Source organism: Pseudactinotalea sp. Z1748, from assembly GCF_049725185.1.
Taxonomy (GTDB): Bacteria; Actinomycetota; Actinomycetes; order Actinomycetales; family Beutenbergiaceae; genus CALKWS01.
Genome location: NZ_JBMPQB010000002.1, coordinates 461,683 through 478,050, shown reverse-complemented (window position 1 = coordinate 478,050; position 16,368 = coordinate 461,683). Strand labels below are relative to the sequence as shown.

The window sequence follows — 16,368 nt, the reverse complement described above, 5'->3', positions numbered from 1 at the left end:
CGCCCGCGCCTTCGGCGCAGGTACTCAGTCGCGGAACGTCTCGATCTGGGCGCCGAGCTCAATCAGCCGCTCCTGCAACTGCTCGTAGCCGCGGGCGATGATGTCCACACCGCGCAGCACCGAGGTGCCCTTGGCCGCCAGCATCGCCAGCAGGATCACCACCGCCGGACGCAGGGCCGGCGGGCAGGTCACCTCCGCGCCGGAGAACCGGGTAGGGCCGGTGATATCCAACCGGTGCGGGTCCAGCAGCCGCACGTCAGCACCGAGCCTGGTCAGGTCCGTCAAGTGCAGAGCGCGGTTGTCGTAGACCCAGTCGTGGATCATCGTGGTGCCCGAGGCGGTCGCGGCGATCACCGCGAAGAAGGGGAGGTTGTCGATGTTCAGGCCGGGGAAGGGCATCGGGTGGATCTTGTCGATCGGGGCCTTCAACTCGCTCGGCTGCACCGTGACGTCCACCAGCCGCGTGCGCCCGTTCGCGGCCGGGTACTCCTCCGAGAGCGTGTAACGCAGACCCATCTCCGAGAGTGTGGCCAGTTCGATCTCCATGAACTCGATCGGTACCCGCGCCACGGTGATCTCCGAGTTCGTCACGATGCCGGCGGTGAGCAGGCTCATCGCCTCCACCGGGTCCTCACCCGGGGCGTAGTCGACGTCGGCGTCGATGTCGGCCAGGCCGTGCACCCGTAGGGTGGTGGTACCGATCCCGTCGATCCGCACCCCGAGCAGCTCGAGGTAGAAGCACAGGTCCTGGACCATGTAGTTCGGGCTGGCGTTGCGGATCGTGGTCACACCCGGGTGCCGGGCGGCAGCCATGATGGCGTTCTCGGTGACCGTGTCACCGCGCTCGGTCAGCACCACCTTGATGTCGGTCGGCCGCTCCGGATTCACCGTGGCCTGATAGGCGCCGGAGGTGGCCAGCACGTCCAGGCCGAAGGGCCGCAGGGCGATCATGTGTGGCTCCACCGTGCGCGTACCCAGGTTGCAGCCCCCGGCGTAGGGCAACTCGAACGCCGCTTCCCTGTTCAGCAACGGCCCCAGGAACATGATGATGCTGCGGGTTCGACGAGCTGCCTCGGTGTCGATGTTCGCCAGATCCAACTCGGCCGGCGGAACGAGTTCGAGGTCCTTTCCGTCGGCGGACCATGTGGCCTGCACCCCGATGGAGCGCAGCACCGCCACGATCCGGTCCACCTCTACGATCCGGGCGACTCCGCGCAGGGTGGTACGGCCACGGTTGAGCAGTGCGGCGCACAGCAGGGCTACCGCGCCGTTCTTGGAGGACTTCACCGTGATGGTCCCGGAGAGTTTCTGCTCTCCGGTCACCCGCAGGTGGGAGGCGCGGGGCCGGCCGAGGTGGAGCAGATCCGCCTCCAGGGCCTGGTTGATCCGGCCCAGCAGTTCCACGGTCAGGTTCTGCCCGCCGTTCTCGATCCGGGCCACCGCGCTCTGGCTGGTACCGAGCAACTCGGCCAACTGGGTCTGGGTGAGGCCCTTGTTCTGCCGGGCCCCGCGGATCAGGGCACCGATCTCGGGCACCGTGGTCTGGGTCTGCTCAATCGTGGTCATTCGGGCACGATATCTCGCATATGAGATACCCGCCCGCGAGAGTGGCCAGGATCACGCCCGAGGGTGGAAGCGGGACATTCCGCATCCATCAGTTCACATCCCCGGCCCCTCGAGCAACTCGGTGACCAGCGCCGCCACCGCAGAGCGTTCGGAACGGGTCAACGTCACGTGTCCGAACAGCGGGTGGCCCTTGAGCGACTCGATCACCGAGGCGATGCCGTCGTGGCGTCCCACGCGCAGGTTGTCGCGCTGGGCCACATCGTGGGTGAGCACCACCCGAGAACTCTGCCCGATCCGGGAGAGCACGGTCAGGAGCACGTTGCGCTCCAGTGACTGCGCCTCATCGACGATCACGAACGCATCGTGCAGGGACCGGCCACGGATGTGGGTCAGGGGCAGAACCTCGAGCATGCCGCGGTCCATCACCTCCTCGACCACCTCGGTCGAGACCACCGCCCCCAGGGTGTCGAACACCGCCTGGGCCCAGGGGTTCATCTTCTCCGCCTCGCTACCGGGCAGGTAGCCCAGTTCCTGGCCGCCGACGGCGTACAACGGCCGGAACACCACCACCTTGCGGTGCTCCTGGCGCTCCAGCACCGCCTCCAGACCCGCGCACAGTGCCAGGGCGGACTTGCCGGTGCCGGCCCGCCCGCCCAGGGAGACGATGCCTACCTCGGAGTCGAGCAGGAGATCGATGGCGATGCGCTGTTCGGCGCTGCGCCCGTGCATACCGAAGATATCCCGGTCCCCGCGCACCAGTGTGATCTGTTTGTCCGCCGTGACCCGGCCCAGCGCCGAACCGCGCGGGGAGTGCAGTACCAGCCCGGTGTTGCACGGCAGGTCACGCACGGTCTCCCCGGCCACCACGTCGGCGATGACCAGGCGCTCACTGGCCCACAACTCCCCCATCTCCTCCTCGCTGAGTGCCGCTTCGGAGATGCCTCGCCACCCCGAGTCCAGGGCGAGCTGGGCCCGGTACTCCTCTGCCCGCAGCCCCACCGATGAGGCCTTGACCCGCATCGGCAGGTCCTTGGAGACGATCGTGACGTGGCCCCCCTCGGCAGCGAGGTTGGCGGCCACGGACAGGATACGAGTGTCGTTGTCACCCAACCGCAGACCCGAGGGCAGCACCGCCGGATCGGAGTGGTTGAGTTCTACCCGTATCGTTCCACCCTGCGCGCCCACCGGAACCGGGGAATCGAGCCGGCCGTGTTCGAGGCGCAGGTCGTCGAGCATCCGCAACGCGCTACGCGCGAAGTAGCCGAGCTCGGGGTGGTGGCGCTTGCCCTCCAACTCGGTGATCACCACTACCGGTAGCACCACCTCATGCTCGGCGAACCGCAGGATCGCCCACGGATCGGACAGCAGCACGGAGGTGTCCAGCACATAGGTGACCACCTCGCCGTCGGCCAGGTCGGGGGCAGGGTCGGCCACGGGCAGTTCTGCCGCGCCTCCCCCCGCCTCGGACATGGATCCGATCTGGACGTCGAACTCGAGGGATTCACGGCTCACAGGTAGCTCCTCTAGCTGGACCTGCCGCGGCACACCGTCAGGTGTGGCGGTCGCGGGTGGAGGGCGGTCGGCCGATGGGGCCGAAGGCCCCTTCCCCATCCGAGCGTGAACTCCATGGGCTGGCCTTCCGATGGATGGCGAGGTTGCCATCCAGTGCTCCCACGCTACGACCTGGTGGATACCGATCCGCGTTACGGCACGCCGGGTGCCGAAACGTCATCCGGTGTTCACCTCGGGTGAGGTCAGCGACCCAGCCGGCGTTCCCGCCGGGAGTAGGCCCGCAGCGCCCGCAGAAAGTCCACCCTGCGGAAGTCCGGCCAGAACGCCTCGCAGAAGTAGAACTCACTGTGCGCGCTCTGCCAGAGCAGGAAGCCGCCCAGGCGCTGTTCCCCCGAGGTACGGATCACCAGGTCCGGGTCCGGCTGACCCTTGGTGTACAGGTGCTCACCGATGTGCGCCTCGGTCAGTTCCTCGACGATCTCCTCCAGGCTGTGCCCGGCGGCCACGTGTTCCTTGAGCAGGGAGCGCACCGCGTTGGCGATCTCGTGGCGCCCCCCGTACCCGACGGCGATGTTGACCTGCATACCGTCCACGTCGGCCGTGGCGGCCTCGTTCGCGGCCAGCCGGGCCGCGATCTCCTGCGGCAGCAGGGCGAGCTCCCCGACCATGCGCAGCCGCCAGCGCCCGGTGTCGGCCAGTTCCTGCACGGCGGTGGCGATGATCTCCAACAGGTCCGAGACCTCCTGGGCCTCCCGGCGCAGGTTGTCGGTGGACAGCATCCACATGGTGACCACCGACACGCCGGCCTCGGCGCACCAGGTGAGCAGGTCATGGATGCGTTGAGCCCCGGCGCGATGTCCGTGGGCTGCGTCCAGGCCGACCGCCCGCGCCCAACGACGGTTGCCGTCCAGCATCACCCCCACGTGCTTGGGCACCTGGGCCGACTGCAGATCCCGGGAGAGTTTGCGCTCATACAGTCCGTACAGCAGGGCCGGAGGTCGCATGCGGATGCGGTTCTCCTCTCGGCTACCGGTACGGGCGGGACGCGATGCAGGTGCGTGCGGAGGCGGCCACCTGGCACGGAGCGCACCACACGCTGGGTATACGCTACTCGCTGGCATCGCCGTTGTAGGCTACGTTTCCGTAACCTACGATGGCGTAGGTAAGGCGAGTGGGGCTGCGCCCCTTGGCCTGGACACCGCCCCCAGACTCCCCGGACGTGCCACATGACCGCCCCCTCCACCGGCGACACCGTTGCCCAGGCCCTCGCCAAGCCGCTGCTGCGTGGGTGGATCCATACGGTGATGGCACCGCTGGCTGCGGTGATCGGAATCGTTCTGCTTGTTGTGGCCCCGACGCCGGGTGCGCGCGCGGCGGTGGCAGTGTTCGCGGTGACCACCGTGGTGCTGTTCACCACCAGCGCGATCTACCACCGGGGCACCTGGACCCCGCGCTGGTTCGCCACCCTCCGCCGGCTGGACCACTCCAACATCTTCCTGGTTATCGCCGGCACCTACACCCCGCTGGCCGTGATGCTGCTCCCGGTCCGCACCGCCACCGTCCTGCTCGCGGTGGTCTGGGGAGGTGCCCTCGCCGGGATCGGTGCCCGGGTGTTCTGGCTGAACGCACCGCGCTGGTTCTACGTGCCGGTCTACGTGGCGCTGGGCTGGGTGGCGGTGTGGTTCATGCCCGCGTTCTGGTCCGCCTCCAACGCGGCCGTGGTGTGGTTGATCATCGCCGGTGGCCTCGGGTACACCCTGGGCGCACTGGCCTACGGGTTCAAGCGGCCCAATCCGAGCCCGCGTTACTTCGGCTATCACGAGATCTTCCACGTGGGCACCGTGGTCGGCTACACCTGTCACGCGGTGGCCGTCGGGGCGGCGGTGCTGCTGGCCCGCTGACGTCGCACCGAAGGCCTGCTGACGGCGCGCCGACGGTCCACTGAGGCGGCTAGCCGACCCGGCCACCGTCGTCGTCGACCGGCACCACGCGGTACCGGCGATGGCCAAGGCTTGGCACCTGAGCCCGGGTGGCGCGCACCACCTCCGGGTCGAGTGCAGCTTGCAGGGTGCGTGCCTCATCGCTCCCTGCCTGGGAGAGCACCACCCCGCGCGGATCGACGATGGCACTGTGCCCGGACCGGCCGGGCCCGGGCTGGGAGGAGATCAGCACGTAACTGGCGTTCTCGATCGCCCGAGCACGAGCCAGGGTCAGGAGCAGTTCGGCCTTGCCCTCCCCAGCCGCCCACGCGGCTCCGATGGCGAACACGTTCGCACCGGCGTCAGCCAACACCCGGAAGGTCTCGGGGAACCGGATGTCGTAACAGGTGGCCACACCCACGCGCAGTGCACCGACGTCGAACACCAGCGCGTGCTCGGCGCCGGCCGGCCCCGGGGTCAAGGTGTCGGACTCCCGGATTCCGTAAGCATCAAACAGGTGCACCTTGCGGTAGCGCCCCAGGTCCTGCCCGTCCGGTCCGATGGCCAGAGCGACGTTTGCGCAGCGGGCCGACTCGCCGTCGTCGGGCTCCATCGTGCCCAGCACCACGGTGCGCCCGGACTCCCTGGCCGCCCGCCGGACGGCCTCGGTGAATGGCCCCCGAGCGGGCTGGGCCAGCTCCGGGCGCAGGTGCTTGGCCCAGCCGCTGGTGTACTCGGGCAGGACCACCAACTGCGCGCGGCCGGCATCCCGGATCGCTTCGGCGGCGGCGCGGGCATTCTCCTGCACATCCTCATCCGCCTGCAGTTGCACCACAGCGACGTCGAGTGGGCTGGTCACGGTCTCGCCTCCGATCCCCCGTCGGCGGGGGTGTCGGCCGGGGGGGACGTCGCCGGCGCCCCTGGCGATGCGTCGTCGTCACCTCCGGGGCGCCGGTCCCCAGGATCAGGGCTGTCGGCGCCGACGTCACCGACGCTCGCTGCACCGGCTCCGGCAGGCCCGGGGCGCTGTTGCGCGGCCGCGGCGCGGCGTTGTGCGTTGCGGTACTCCGAGCGGCGCACCTGACGCGTCAGGGACCATCCCAGCGCGATCAACGCCAGCGCCAGCGCGAGGAAGGCCAGGAACGCCGCCATCCCCGGGGCCACCAGATTCGGATCGGATCCCCGGGCCAACTGATCGGCCACCGGGTGCACGCCGCCGGTACCGTCGTGGATCAGCACGGCGGCCCTCGAGCGCACGTTCACGTCCGCACCCCGGCGAACAGGTCGTCCTCGGGAAGGTCTGTGGGCACCCGGGAGTGGGCGAGTTCGAACTCCTCGGTCGGCCACGCCTCGCGCTCCACGTCGCGGGGGACGGCGAAGAAGAACCCGTCGGGGTCGATCTGGGTGGCGTGGGCCAACAGCGCCCGGTCTCGGTGCCCGAAGAAGTCCGCGCAGCGCACCTGCGTGGTGACCTCCCGGCTCGGCCGGTCCTCCCAGCGCTTCAGCCAGTCCCCGAACGGCGATTCCATCCCCCGCTCGATCAGTTCCTCGTGCACGGTGAGGATCCGCTCCTTGTGGAAGCCCACGTCGTAGTAGATCTTCGAGACCTCCCACGGCTCCCCGGCGTCGGGGAACTGCTCGCCATCGCCGGCCGCCTCATAAGCCGCCATCGAGATCTTGTGGGTCATCACATGGTCTGGGTGGGGGTAGCCACCATTCTCGTTGTAGGTGGTCATCACGTGCGGGCGGAACCGGCGCACCACCTCGACCAGCGCCTCGGTCGCCACCTCCACCGGGGTGAGCGCGAAGGAGCCCTCCGGTAGGTCCGGCAGCGGATCACCCTCGGGCAGGCCCGAGTCGACGAAGCCGAGCCAGTGCTGATCCACGCCGAGGACCTGCGCTGCGGCGGCCATCTCCCGGCGGCGCGTGCCCGGAAGGTCGGCGAGCACGGTCTCATCGTTCTCCAGCCGGGGGTTGAGGATGGAACCACGCTCCCCGCCGGTGCAGGTCACCACGAGCACCTGCACCCCTTCGGATGCGTAACGGGCCATGGTGGCAGCCCCCTTACTCGACTCATCGTCGGGATGAGCATGTACGGCCATCAGCCGCAGGTCCTGGCTGACCACGGACCAACCTCCTGGCTAGGTGTGGGGTGAGAGAAGTGCGAGACTGTCGCGCACAGGCATACCGGTCTGTGCTACCGACCAGTGTAAGGATGACAGCAGTGCAGGGTGCATCGGCGCCGCAGGCCCGGGCCGAGCGCAGGCTGGCCGAACGGTACGGCCCAGTGCGCGATGCTCGGCGCGGCCGGCGGACCATGTGGATCCTAGCCTTGACCGTCGCGGTGCTGGCGGGCGCTTTCGGCCTGTGGGTGGCCATCGACCGACTGGCCCCGTCGGTGAGCACCCAGGAGATCTCCTTCTTCGTGGCCCCCGACCAGGCCTCGGTAGAGGTGCTGTTCGAGATCACCATGCCCCCGGGTGAGCAGGCCGACTGCACGATCGAGGCCCTCGACGCCAACTTCGGCCAGGTCGGCCTGCTCGATACTCGCCTGGGCCCGTTCCAGGACCGGATGAACCAGGTCAGGGTATCCGTGGCCACCAGCGCGGCCCCGGTGACCGGCATCGTGCGCTCATGTGAATTGGTGAATTGACCCCTCCGGCACCGTTGCTTCGCGAGAATTCGCGCAGACCTTGCTAGAATGGGGCACTTGCACCGCTCGGAGCGGACCGCATCGAGCCTCCGGGTGAGTCAGAACCTCATGGACGACCACGAGGTTCCCTGCGTTCAGCACCGGGCCCTATTTATTCATGCTCCATTTCATGCCGAGGAGGGAACGTGTCCGAAACCACGTGGCTCACACGGGACAGTTATGACCGGCTCAAGGCCGAGTACGACCACCTGGTGAGTAGGGGACGCGCCGAAATCGCCGACCGGATCGACGCCGCCCGCGATGAGGGTGACCTCAAGGAGAACGGCGGTTACCACGCTGCCCGGGAGGAGCAGGCCAAGCAGGAAGCGCGGATCCGCCAGTTGGAGGAGTTGCTGCGCAACGCCCACGTCGGGGAGACACCAGCTGACGACGGCGTGGTGGAACCGGGCATGGTGGTCACCGCCGACGTGGGTGGGGACGAGATGACGTTCCTGCTCGGTTCGCGCGAAGGTGCCGTCGACACCAACCTCGATGTCTACTCGGCGGGCTCGCCGCTGGGCTCGGCGATCTCGGGCAAGCAGGTCGGGGACTCGGTGGAGTACCAGGCACCCAACGGAGCGACCATCGAGGTCAAGATCTCCGCCGCCAAGCCCTACAAGGGCTGACGACGACGCCGTGCCCGTCGGCAGGTCACCGCACCTGCTCGGCGGGCACCGCAGTTTTCCGGGGTGGTCACCGCTGACCCATCCGCTCACGCGGTGGGAGCCTCCATTGAACCCCACAGCACCCGGTAGTGGTCCTCTCCGGCCAGTGCCCGCAGGACTGAGTCGCAGTGCTCGGCGCCGTTGGTCTCGCACTCGACCGCGATGTCCACCTCGTCGACGGCCAGGTCGGCCGCGGTGCGCACGTGCCCGACGTTGAGGACGTTGGCGTCCAGGTCGGCCAGGTGGGCCAGCAACCGGGCGAGGTTGCCAGGGGTGTCCTTCACCCGGACCTGTACCTGCAGGTACCGGCCGGCCGCCACCATGCCGTGTCGCAGCACCCGCATCAGCACCAGCGGGTCGATGTTGCCCCCGGAAAGGATCGCCACCACCGGCCCGGCATAAGCCCCGGGACGGTGCATCAACGCGGCGATACCGGCGGCCCCGGAGGGCTCCACCACCAACTTGGCCCGTTCGGTCAACATCAGCAGGGCCCGGGAGATCTCCTCCTCGGTCACGGTCTCCACCCGGGCCACCGAGTCCTGCACGATCTCCAGGGGCACCTGGCCGGGAGTGGCCACTGCGATTCCATCGGCCATCGTGTGCATGGCCTCCAGCGGTATCGGGCTCCCGGCGCTCAACGACGCCGGGTAGGCAGCCGCGCCCTCCGCCTGCACACCGACCACCTCCACCGGCCGCCCCAGGACCGTGCGCAGTCCGGCGCCGACCCCGGCCAGCAGCCCCCCGCCCCCGGTGGGCACGAGCACGGTGGCCACCTCCGGCGTCTGCTCGGCGATCTCCAGGGCGATCGAGGCCTGTCCCGTGACGATGTCGGGATGGTCGAAGGGATGGACCACCACCTTCCCGGTGCGCTCGGCCTCCGCTCGTGCCTCGACGAGAGCCTCATCGACGCTGGAGCCGGCCCGGCGGATCTCGGCCCCGTACCCCGCGGTGGCCGCCACCTTGGGAAGTGCGGCGTCGACCGGCATGTACACGGTGGCCGAGATCCCCAGCATCCTCGCCGCCAGCGCCACGCCCTGGGCGTGGTTGCCGGCGGATGCGGCGATCACGCCGGCGGCCTTCTGCGCCGCGCTGAGCCGGGACATCCGCGTGTACGCACCACGGATCTTGAACGAACCACCGCGCTGCAGGTTCTCGCACTTCAGGTGCACCGGAACACCCGCCACCTGGCTCAACGCCCGCGAGTACTCCATCGGGGTGCGCTGGGCCACCCCCTCCAATTCCCGGGCGGCGGCCCGGATCATCTCGAGCGTGATCAAGAAGTGCGGACCTTTCCTCGCTGCCGGAAGTCACGCTGCATCTGCAGCGTGGCCCGCTCCAGGTCACGTTGATCCTCCGCGGGCGCGTTGTCATGGCCGTGCAGGTACAGCATCACCGAATTGGTGGCCGCGATGATCGGTACGGCGAGCAGTGCTCCGATGATCCCGCCCAGGACGGTACCAGCGGTCACCGCGAGCAGCACCGCCACCGGGTGCAACTTCAAGGCGCGTCCCATCAGGAACGGCTGCAGCACGTTCCCTTCGATCTGTTGCACACCCAGCACGATCGCCAGCATGATCACCGAGGTCCAGAATCCGCCATCCACCAGCGCCACCAGCACCGCGATCGCACCGGTCAACACGGCACCAACGATCGGGATGAACGAACCCAGGAACACCAGGACTCCGAGCGGCAGGGCCAGCGGCACCCCGAGAATCCAGGCCCCCACACCGATGCCGACACCGTCGATGAAGGCCACCAGGATCTGCATCCGGGAGTACTGTCCCAGGCTCAGCCAGCCCCGCAACGCCGCACCGTCGATCTGAGCGCGCCCCGCCTGCGGCAGGAGTCCCACCACCCAGGTCCAGATGGTGCGCCCATCCCGCAGGAAGAAGAACAGGCAGAACAGGGCGATCAACATCCCAGCGAATATCTGGCCCACCGTGGTGGTCACGCTGATCGCTCCGGTCACGATCTCCTGGACATTATCCTGAACCTGCTCCAGCGCCTCATCGAGGTACTCCTCGAGTTGGTCCGGGCTGATGTTCAGTGGCCCTTCGCTGAGCCAGTCGATGAAGGCGTACAGCCCCTGGACCGCCTGGTCGGCCAGATCGGCGATACCGGTGCCGACCGCGCGCCCGGCCAGGGTGAGCAACGTGCCGACCGCCCCAAAACTGACGAGCATGGTCAGCGCCACGGCCAGCGTCCGGGGCACCCCGTGCCCGCTCAGCCAGCGCACCACCGGCATCAGCAACGCGGCCAGCAGCACCGCCACCAGCACCGGGATGACCACCAGGCTCAACTGCATCAGTCCGAACACCAGGGCCCCACCGACGATCGCGATGATGGCGAGGCGCCACGCCCAGGCCGCCGCACCGCGCACCGCGGGCGTCACATAAGCCGAAGCCGAGACCCCCCGCGAGGATGCCTGCGCGGTCGCGGCATCCCCCAACTTCTGGGGCGTCCCCTTCGGCGCCGTGAGGTCCTCATCGGCCTCGGCCCGGGCCCTGGCTGAGATCTGCTCCGGCTCCGCTTCGGGATCCGACGCCGGATCGGCGGACGCCGGCGATGCCGCTAACCGATCGTCATCGTCGCGACCCCCATCGGACGTGAAGCGGTCGATGAACCGCTTCCCAGATCCTCGCGCCATCGCCTCTCCAGCCTCTCGTCTGTGGCTCAGCGTACGGCCCGCACACCCTGAGCGCATGGCCCCGCATCGGGAACACTACGACCAATCCTGGTGTTGCGCAGATATACCCGCCGTGTTTCGGTGGTTCCGCCAGCGTGAGGAGTCGTACGTGATCTTTGGTACCCGCCGGCCAACCCAGATGGTGACGCCCGAGCAGGCCCTGCCCGGGCGGACCGCGCCCGCCTACCCGGTCCCCGCCAACCACGACGTGCTCGGCTCCCCGCTGATCGGGCCCTGGCCGGAGGGTGCGCGCTCGGTGTACCTGGCGATGGGGTGCTTCTGGGGCGCCGAACGCATCTTCTGGCGCCTGCCCGGGGTGATCAGCACCGCAGCCGGTTACCAGGGCGGTTACACCCCCTACCCGACCTACGAGGAGGTGTGCACCGGCCTGACCGGCCACACCGAGGCCGTCCAGGTGGTCTACGACCCCGAACGGATCGGCCTGGAGGAGATCCTCAAAGCCTTCTGGGAGAACCACGACCCCACTCAGGGGCACCGTCAGGGCAATGACGTGGGCACCCAGTACCGCTCCGCGATCTACTGGACCGACGAGGCCGACGAGGCGCTGGTCCGCGCCTCCCGGGAGGCGTTCAACACCGTGGTGCGCGAGCATGGGCTCGGCGACATCACCACCGAGTTGCGTCCGGCCTCGCAGGCTGGGATGTTCTACTACGCCGAGGCCTTCCACCAGCAGTACCTGGAGAAGAACCCGGGCGGGTACTGCAACCACGGGCCCAACGGCATGAGTTGCCCGGTCGGTGTGCTGCGCCAGGACGAGGTGCCGGCCCAGCAAGACGTGGCACCGCCCTCAGCCTGACCCTGCCCCCGCGACCAACACGAGGATCACATGTCGAAGTCACGAGCACTGACCACCTGGCCGCTACGGATCGCCACCGGTGCGTTCATCATCAACTCCGGTATGGAGAAGTTGGGCGCCGACGCCGAGACCGCGGCGCAGACGCACGGCTTCGCGAGCGCTGCCTACCCGTTCCTGGCCGATGTGCCGGCGGAGGAATTCAACAAGGCCCTGGCCATCGCCGAGACCGTGATCGGCGCCGCGCTGCTCATCCCGGGCGTACCGGCGCGCGTGGCCGGCACCGGGTTGACCGCGTTCGCGGCCGGCCTGGTGGGCCTGTACCTGCGCGCACCCGGTCTGCGCCAGGAGGGCAGCCTGCGCCCGACTCCGGACGGGATCGCCATCGCCAAGGACGGTTGGCTCCTGGGTGCCGGAGTGAGCCTCGTCGCATTCGACCGGTACCGGCGCAAGCACCGCTGACACTCCGCAGCGTGGGCGCAGCGTGGGCCCTGCGGGCTCCCCGAGTGGGCTGAGCCCGCACGCCGCCGTGCTCTCCGGCGTCCTCCCGTCCCCTCCCCCACTGCTGCGGCGCCGCTCCGGCGGCGTCCTCACCCGTACCCCTCCCTGCCGCCCGTGGCTGCGGCGTCCGCACCGGTACCCCTTGCGTTGCAGGCCCCGGGATTGCGTGCGCGCCACGATGCCGCCGAGGAGGTGGCCACCACCCGCAAGTTGGCTGGACCCGGTGCTGGCCTGGGGCCTCCTGCCGACCACCGAGCGGGAGCGGATCGAGCAGTTGCTCGCCCCTCTGGTTCATCAGGACGAAGGCGACGGCGGTGATCCGAGGCCCGCCGCACTGCTGCACCGGGACTGCACGACCAGCAGGTGCTGATCGCGGAGGGTCAGGACCATCCCGCTTTGTTGGACCTGGACACCGCGGCGTGGGGCGAGCCGGCCCTGGATGTCGCCAACGTGCTGGCGCACCTGGAACTACGGGTCCGTCAGGAACCTGCTCACCGAGTGGCGCGCAACCGCAGCCAGCGAGGCGTTCCTGGGCGCCCTGGCACCCGATGCCGCCACCCGCTCCCGGGTGGCGGCTTGCCGCACCGCCGCCAGGCTGCGGCTCAGTGCCGTCTACGCGCTGCGCCCCCGGTGGCGCCCGCTGGCCGTGGCGTTGTTCGAGGACGTGCTCACCGAGGGGGGCTGATCTCGCACGAAACCAGGGTGCGTCGTATCGTCGGAGGATGACTACCGACGAGGACAACCCGATCACCAGCCGTCCCGGCACCGGCTCCTACACGGTGCCCGGCCTGAGCCTGGAGGAGGGCACCAAGATCGCCGAGTTGCTCCAGGACCGGCTGAACGCGCTGAACGACCTGGCCCTGACCCTCAAGCACGTGCACTGGAACGTGGTGGGCCCACATTTCATCGCCGTGCACGAGATGCTCGACCCCCAGGTGGAGGAGGTGCGCGCCTGGGTCGATGAGACCGCGGAGCGGATCGCCACCCTGGGCGTATCCCCCCTGGGCACGCCCGGGGAGATCGTGAAGAACCGCTCTTGGAGCGATTACAGCCTGGAGCGCGCCACCACCAACGAGCACCTCGGCGCGCTGAACGTGGTCTACGACGGGCTGATCGCCGAGCACCGCACCGCACAGCGCGCGATCGCCGACGTCGACCCGGTCACCGAGGACATGCTCATCGGGCAGATCAAGGGCCTGGAGTTGTTCCAGTGGTTCATCCGGGCGCACCTGCAGAACACCCAGGGCGAGTTGGCCACCGCGGGCACCCGCTCGGAGGACACCGCGGCCCAGCGCGCAGCGGAAGCGGCCGGGGAGTAACACCGAGACGCACGAGGGCCCCCGCCGTTCCCAGCGGGGGCCCTCCTGGTGTGCTGTGGTTTTCTCAGCCGGCGTTCTTGATGTCCACCACGAACACGAGAGTGTCATCGCCACCGATGCCGGCGCGCGGGTTGCCGCCGGGCCCGTAGCCCTCGTGCGGGGGGATGGAGATCAGCAGGCGGGACCCGATCTGCTGGCCCACCAGCCCGTTGTCCCAACCGGCGATGACCTGGCCGATGCCGATACCGAACTGGATCGAGGAACCCCGGTCGTAGGAGTTGTCAAAGATCCGTCCACCCCAGACCTGGCCGAGGTAGTCCACGTCGATGGTCTGGCCGGCCTCGACCACCCCGCCGTCTCCGCGGCTGAGCACCGCGACGGTCAGATCTGCCGGTGGGGCGGCGTCCGGGAAGGTGATCTCCGGCTTGTCGCCGAAGGATCCGGAGGCTGTAGGCAGTGCGTTGGTCATCGCTCCTCATTTCGCTGCGATCAGCATTGGGGTCAACCGTCCCGGCCACGATAGACACATCGGCGGCGGTGTGCCGCCGGTGCTCATCCACCGAGCAGCTCGGCCAGCCAGGCCAGGTCCTTGGCCTCCTGGTGCCCGCCACCGCCCTCGTGGTTGTTGTACTCCCACACCTCGATCTGCTTGCGCACCGGCCCGGACCCGCCCTCATCCGCTGCGGCGCCGTAGGCGTTGTAGGAGGCAAAGACCGTGGAGGGCGGGCAGATCGTGTCCATCATCGCCACCGAGTACATCACCGGAGCGTGGGCACGCTTGGCCAGGTTTACTCCGTCGATGTAGGAGATGGTCCGCCACAACTGCTCGACCCGGTCGCGGTGCACGGCGAGGTAGTCGGCGATCTCCACGAACGGGGCGGCGCCGGTGATCTCCACCGCCCGGCGGATGTGCTGCAGGAACGGCACGTGGATCAGTGCCCCAGCCAGTCCCGGGGTGAGCGCGGCCGCCGCCAGCGCGATCGCCCCGCCCTGACTGATCCCGGCCACCACCACGCGGTCCGGGTCGACCCCGGGAAGGGTCCGGCCGGCCTCGACCGCGCGGACGGCGTCGGTGAACAGACGCCGGTAGTAGTACTCGGCCGGGTCGTGCACACCCCGGGTGAGGAAGCCCGGCTTCGAGGGTGTGGTCCCCACCGGGTCCGGGGTGTGCCCGCCCGAATTGCGGTGGCCCTGCCCGCGGCTGTCCATCACCAGGTGGGCATATCCCGCACTGGGGTAGAGGGTGTGCTCGTGCGGTAGCCCCCGGCCACCGCTATAGCCGAGGAAACTGACCACCAGCGGCAGGTCCGCCGCTACCCCGGCCGGGCGGGAGTACCAGGCCCTGATCGGGTGCCCGCCGAACCCCGCGAATGTCACGTCGCGTACCTGAACGTGGCGCAAGCCGGTCCGGACGGCCTGATGGCGAACCTCCAGCGCGTGGCCGCGGGCCTGGGCGAGAGTCTGGGCCCAGAAGTCGTCGAAGTCATCCGGCTCGGCCACCGCGGGGCGGTACTGGCGAAGTTCGGTCAGTGGGAGATCGAAGAGTGGCATGAGCAGCGATCGTAGCGGGCCACGGGGCGAACGACGACGGCGCGCTCACCCGGTGGGTGGACGCGCCGTCGTCGGGGTTCGCGCCGAGCGGGCGTGCGCGCTCAGGGGTGCGCGGCGGGCCCGGCCGGGCCGCTCAGTTGTTCCGCAGGATCGCCAGGATCCGGAGGAACTCGATGTACAGCCAGATCAGGGTCACGGTGAGACCGAACGCCGCACTCCAGGCGTAGCGCCGGGCCACCCCGTTCTTGACGCCGCGGGCGATCATGTCGAAGTCCAGCACCAGATTCAGGGCCGCGAGGATGACCGCGAAGGCACCGATCGCCAGACCGATCCATCCCGAGCGCAGGCCGAACTGGCCGCCGATGTCGGTGAACCACATGATGCCGAGGTTGACCAGGACGAACACCGCGTAACTGATGGTCGCGATGACCACGATCTTGGTGAACTTGGGAGTCACCCGGATCTTGCCGCTGCGGAACAGGGCCAGGGTCACGCCGAAGGTGATGAACGTGGCCAGCACCGCCTGCACCACGATGCCGGGATACATGATCTCGAAGACCCCCGAGATCACACCGAGGAACACTCCCTGAGCGACCCCGTAGGCGAGGATCAGACCGGGGCTGGGCTCACGCTTGAAGGCGTTGACCAGACCGAGGATCAGTCCTACCACCAGCCCGCCCACCAGGGCGGCCATCTTCAGTCCGTCCGGAATGAGGAACCATCCTGCGGCAGCCGCGCCGACCACCAGCGCGAGCATCCCGGCGGTGCGGACGATCACGTCCTCATAGGTCATCCGACCGGTGTGCTCCGGACCGGCATCGGGGCCGTAGTAGGACTGCTCGACCGCTTGGAACTGAGGTTCGTATCCCTGCGGCACCGTCGCGGTGCCGCCCTTGGGTTGGAAGTGCGCCCCGTGCTGGGGTTGCGCCTTGCCGAATTGCGGGCTGTTGGACAGATAAGGGTTTGCCATGGACTCTCCTGGTCGCGTCATGGACGTCGGCCGATGTGCCGCACCCATCCTACCGGGCCGGACGCCGGGCAGACGCACCGTAATCGGCCTCTCACCTCATGTAACGCCGGCGCGGGTTTCGATGTTCCCGTGCCCTACCTCGCTCCACTGCCCGTGGACCCGCGCAGGTACCG

General features: G+C 69.0%; 18 protein-coding genes. 7 read left to right on the top strand and 11 right to left on the bottom strand.

All coding sequences use genetic code 11. The annotated features are described in order from the left end of the window. Positions 1 to 24: 24 nt before the first annotated feature. The 3 genes from ACO0LU_RS06550 to ACO0LU_RS06540 form a co-directional block, all read right to left on the bottom strand. Positions 25 to 1,566 (bottom strand): UDP-N-acetylglucosamine 1-carboxyvinyltransferase, encoded by a 1,542-nt coding sequence (locus tag ACO0LU_RS06550; RefSeq protein ID WP_424788097.1) that lies wholly within the window; start codon positions 1,564 to 1,566, stop codon positions 25 to 27. A 93-nt stretch (positions 1,567 to 1,659) separates the two neighbouring features. Beyond that, complete coding sequence (locus tag ACO0LU_RS06545) at positions 1,660 to 3,228, bottom strand: PhoH family protein (protein ID WP_424790594.1); 1,569 nt, start codon at positions 3,226 to 3,228, stop codon at positions 1,660 to 1,662. 92 nt (positions 3,229 to 3,320) lie between these two features. After that, positions 3,321 to 4,082 (bottom strand): isoprenyl transferase, encoded by a 762-nt coding sequence (locus ACO0LU_RS06540; RefSeq protein ID WP_424790593.1) that lies wholly within the window; start codon positions 4,080 to 4,082, stop codon positions 3,321 to 3,323. 222 nt (positions 4,083 to 4,304) lie between these two features. Here ACO0LU_RS06540 and trhA point away from each other — a divergent pair, with 222 nt between their 5' ends. Continuing rightward, on the top strand, positions 4,305 to 4,979 hold the full coding sequence (gene trhA / locus ACO0LU_RS06535; RefSeq protein ID WP_424790592.1) for a PAQR family membrane homeostasis protein TrhA: 675 nt from the start codon (positions 4,305 to 4,307) through the stop codon (positions 4,977 to 4,979). Positions 4,980 to 5,028: 49 nt separating this feature from the next. Here the strand turns inward: trhA and ACO0LU_RS06530 are convergent, their stop codons facing one another. Genes ACO0LU_RS06530 through mca form a run of 3 tightly spaced genes read right to left on the bottom strand, consistent with a single transcriptional unit; the run spans position 5,029 to position 7,099 of the window. After that, a complete protein-coding gene (locus tag ACO0LU_RS06530) occupies positions 5,029 to 5,856 on the bottom strand; it encodes a nitrilase-related carbon-nitrogen hydrolase (RefSeq protein WP_424790591.1) in 828 nt (275 codons plus the stop codon). Beyond that, complete coding sequence (locus ACO0LU_RS06525) at positions 5,853 to 6,260, bottom strand: hypothetical protein (protein ID WP_424790590.1); 408 nt, start codon at positions 6,258 to 6,260, stop codon at positions 5,853 to 5,855. The genes ACO0LU_RS06530 and ACO0LU_RS06525 overlap by 4 nt, the downstream gene beginning before the upstream one ends. After that, complete coding sequence (gene mca, locus ACO0LU_RS06520; protein WP_424790752.1) at positions 6,257 to 7,099, bottom strand: mycothiol conjugate amidase Mca; 843 nt, start codon at positions 7,097 to 7,099, stop codon at positions 6,257 to 6,259. Before mca ends, ACO0LU_RS06525 begins: the two co-directional genes overlap by 4 nt. Positions 7,100 to 7,212: 113 nt before the next feature. Between mca and ACO0LU_RS06515 the strand changes: the two genes are divergently transcribed. Both ACO0LU_RS06515 and greA read left to right on the top strand, forming a co-directional pair. Further along, positions 7,213 to 7,650, top strand: a complete 438-nt coding sequence (locus ACO0LU_RS06515) for a DUF4307 domain-containing protein (protein WP_424790589.1) — start codon at positions 7,213 to 7,215, stop codon at positions 7,648 to 7,650. Between the two features lie 185 nt (positions 7,651 to 7,835). Further along, a complete protein-coding gene (gene greA, locus ACO0LU_RS06510; RefSeq protein ID WP_424790588.1) occupies positions 7,836 to 8,315 on the top strand; it encodes a transcription elongation factor GreA in 480 nt (159 codons plus the stop codon). An 86-nt stretch (positions 8,316 to 8,401) separates the two neighbouring features. Here the strand turns inward: greA and ilvA are convergent, their stop codons facing one another. Further along, positions 8,402 to 9,631: a threonine ammonia-lyase gene (gene ilvA, locus ACO0LU_RS06505; protein ID WP_424790587.1), complete on the bottom strand. Its 1,230-nt coding sequence runs from the start codon at positions 9,629 to 9,631 to the stop codon at positions 8,402 to 8,404. Then, on the bottom strand, positions 9,628 to 11,001 hold the full coding sequence (locus tag ACO0LU_RS06500) for an AI-2E family transporter (RefSeq protein WP_424790586.1): 1,374 nt from the start codon (positions 10,999 to 11,001) through the stop codon (positions 9,628 to 9,630). Before ACO0LU_RS06500 ends, ilvA begins: the two co-directional genes overlap by 4 nt. A 178-nt stretch (positions 11,002 to 11,179) precedes the next feature. Between ACO0LU_RS06500 and msrA the strand changes: the two genes are divergently transcribed. From msrA to ACO0LU_RS06480, 4 genes are all read left to right on the top strand, one after another. After that, positions 11,180 to 11,857, top strand: coding sequence for a peptide-methionine (S)-S-oxide reductase MsrA (gene msrA / locus ACO0LU_RS06495; RefSeq protein ID WP_424790751.1), 678 nt, complete (start codon positions 11,180 to 11,182; stop codon positions 11,855 to 11,857). A 30-nt stretch (positions 11,858 to 11,887) separates the two neighbouring features. Next, complete coding sequence (locus ACO0LU_RS06490) at positions 11,888 to 12,316, top strand: DoxX family membrane protein (RefSeq protein WP_424790585.1); 429 nt, start codon at positions 11,888 to 11,890, stop codon at positions 12,314 to 12,316. 478 nt (positions 12,317 to 12,794) lie between these two features. Beyond that, on the top strand, positions 12,795 to 13,040 hold the full coding sequence (locus tag ACO0LU_RS06485) for a hypothetical protein (RefSeq protein ID WP_424790584.1): 246 nt from the start codon (positions 12,795 to 12,797) through the stop codon (positions 13,038 to 13,040). 37 nt (positions 13,041 to 13,077) lie between these two features. Then, the gene (locus ACO0LU_RS06480; RefSeq protein WP_424790583.1) at positions 13,078 to 13,674 is read left to right on the top strand and encodes a Dps family protein; all 597 of its coding nucleotides are present in this window, start codon (positions 13,078 to 13,080) and stop codon (positions 13,672 to 13,674) included. A 64-nt stretch (positions 13,675 to 13,738) separates the two neighbouring features. Here ACO0LU_RS06480 and ACO0LU_RS06475 read toward each other — a convergent pair whose 3' ends face one another. The 3 genes from ACO0LU_RS06475 to ACO0LU_RS06465 form a co-directional block, all read right to left on the bottom strand. Then, positions 13,739 to 14,143, bottom strand: a complete 405-nt coding sequence (locus ACO0LU_RS06475; protein WP_424790582.1) for an FKBP-type peptidyl-prolyl cis-trans isomerase — start codon at positions 14,141 to 14,143, stop codon at positions 13,739 to 13,741. Between the two features lie 83 nt (positions 14,144 to 14,226). Further along, entirely contained in the window at positions 14,227 to 15,225 is a 999-nt protein-coding gene (locus tag ACO0LU_RS06470) for an acetylxylan esterase (protein ID WP_424790581.1), read from the bottom strand. Positions 15,226 to 15,358: 133 nt separating this feature from the next. Continuing rightward, positions 15,359 to 16,195, bottom strand: coding sequence for a Bax inhibitor-1/YccA family protein (locus ACO0LU_RS06465; protein ID WP_424790580.1), 837 nt, complete (start codon positions 16,193 to 16,195; stop codon positions 15,359 to 15,361). Positions 16,196 to 16,368: the final 173 nt, after the last annotated feature.

Bases quoted from the DNA above. Each gene is read 5' to 3' on its own strand.
- ACO0LU_RS06490 (WP_424790585.1), top strand. From the start codon at position 11,888: ATGTCGAAGTCACGAGCACTGACCACCTGGCCGCTACGGATCGCCACC.
- ACO0LU_RS06500 (WP_424790586.1), bottom strand. From the start codon at position 11,001: ATGGCGCGAGGATCTGGGAAGCGGTTCATCGACCGCTTCACGTCCGAT.
- ACO0LU_RS06515 (WP_424790589.1), top strand. From the start codon at position 7,213: ATGACAGCAGTGCAGGGTGCATCGGCGCCGCAGGCCCGGGCCGAGCGC.
- ACO0LU_RS06480 (WP_424790583.1), top strand. From the start codon at position 13,078: ATGACTACCGACGAGGACAACCCGATCACCAGCCGTCCCGGCACCGGC.
- ACO0LU_RS06545 (WP_424790594.1), bottom strand. From the start codon at position 3,228: ATGGCAACCTCGCCATCCATCGGAAGGCCAGCCCATGGAGTTCACGCT.
- ACO0LU_RS06550 (WP_424788097.1), bottom strand. From the start codon at position 1,566: ATGACCACGATTGAGCAGACCCAGACCACGGTGCCCGAGATCGGTGCC.
- trhA (WP_424790592.1), top strand. From the start codon at position 4,305: ATGACCGCCCCCTCCACCGGCGACACCGTTGCCCAGGCCCTCGCCAAG.
- ACO0LU_RS06470 (WP_424790581.1), bottom strand. From the start codon at position 15,225: ATGCCACTCTTCGATCTCCCACTGACCGAACTTCGCCAGTACCGCCCC.
- ACO0LU_RS06540 (WP_424790593.1), bottom strand. From the start codon at position 4,082: ATGCGACCTCCGGCCCTGCTGTACGGACTGTATGAGCGCAAACTCTCC.
- mca (WP_424790752.1), bottom strand. From the start codon at position 7,099: ATGGCCGTACATGCTCATCCCGACGATGAGTCGAGTAAGGGGGCTGCC.
- ACO0LU_RS06465 (WP_424790580.1), bottom strand. From the start codon at position 16,195: ATGGCAAACCCTTATCTGTCCAACAGCCCGCAATTCGGCAAGGCGCAA.
- msrA (WP_424790751.1), top strand. From the start codon at position 11,180: ATGGTGACGCCCGAGCAGGCCCTGCCCGGGCGGACCGCGCCCGCCTAC.
- ACO0LU_RS06475 (WP_424790582.1), bottom strand. From the start codon at position 14,143: ATGACCAACGCACTGCCTACAGCCTCCGGATCCTTCGGCGACAAGCCG.
- ACO0LU_RS06485 (WP_424790584.1), top strand. From the start codon at position 12,795: ATGTCGCCAACGTGCTGGCGCACCTGGAACTACGGGTCCGTCAGGAAC.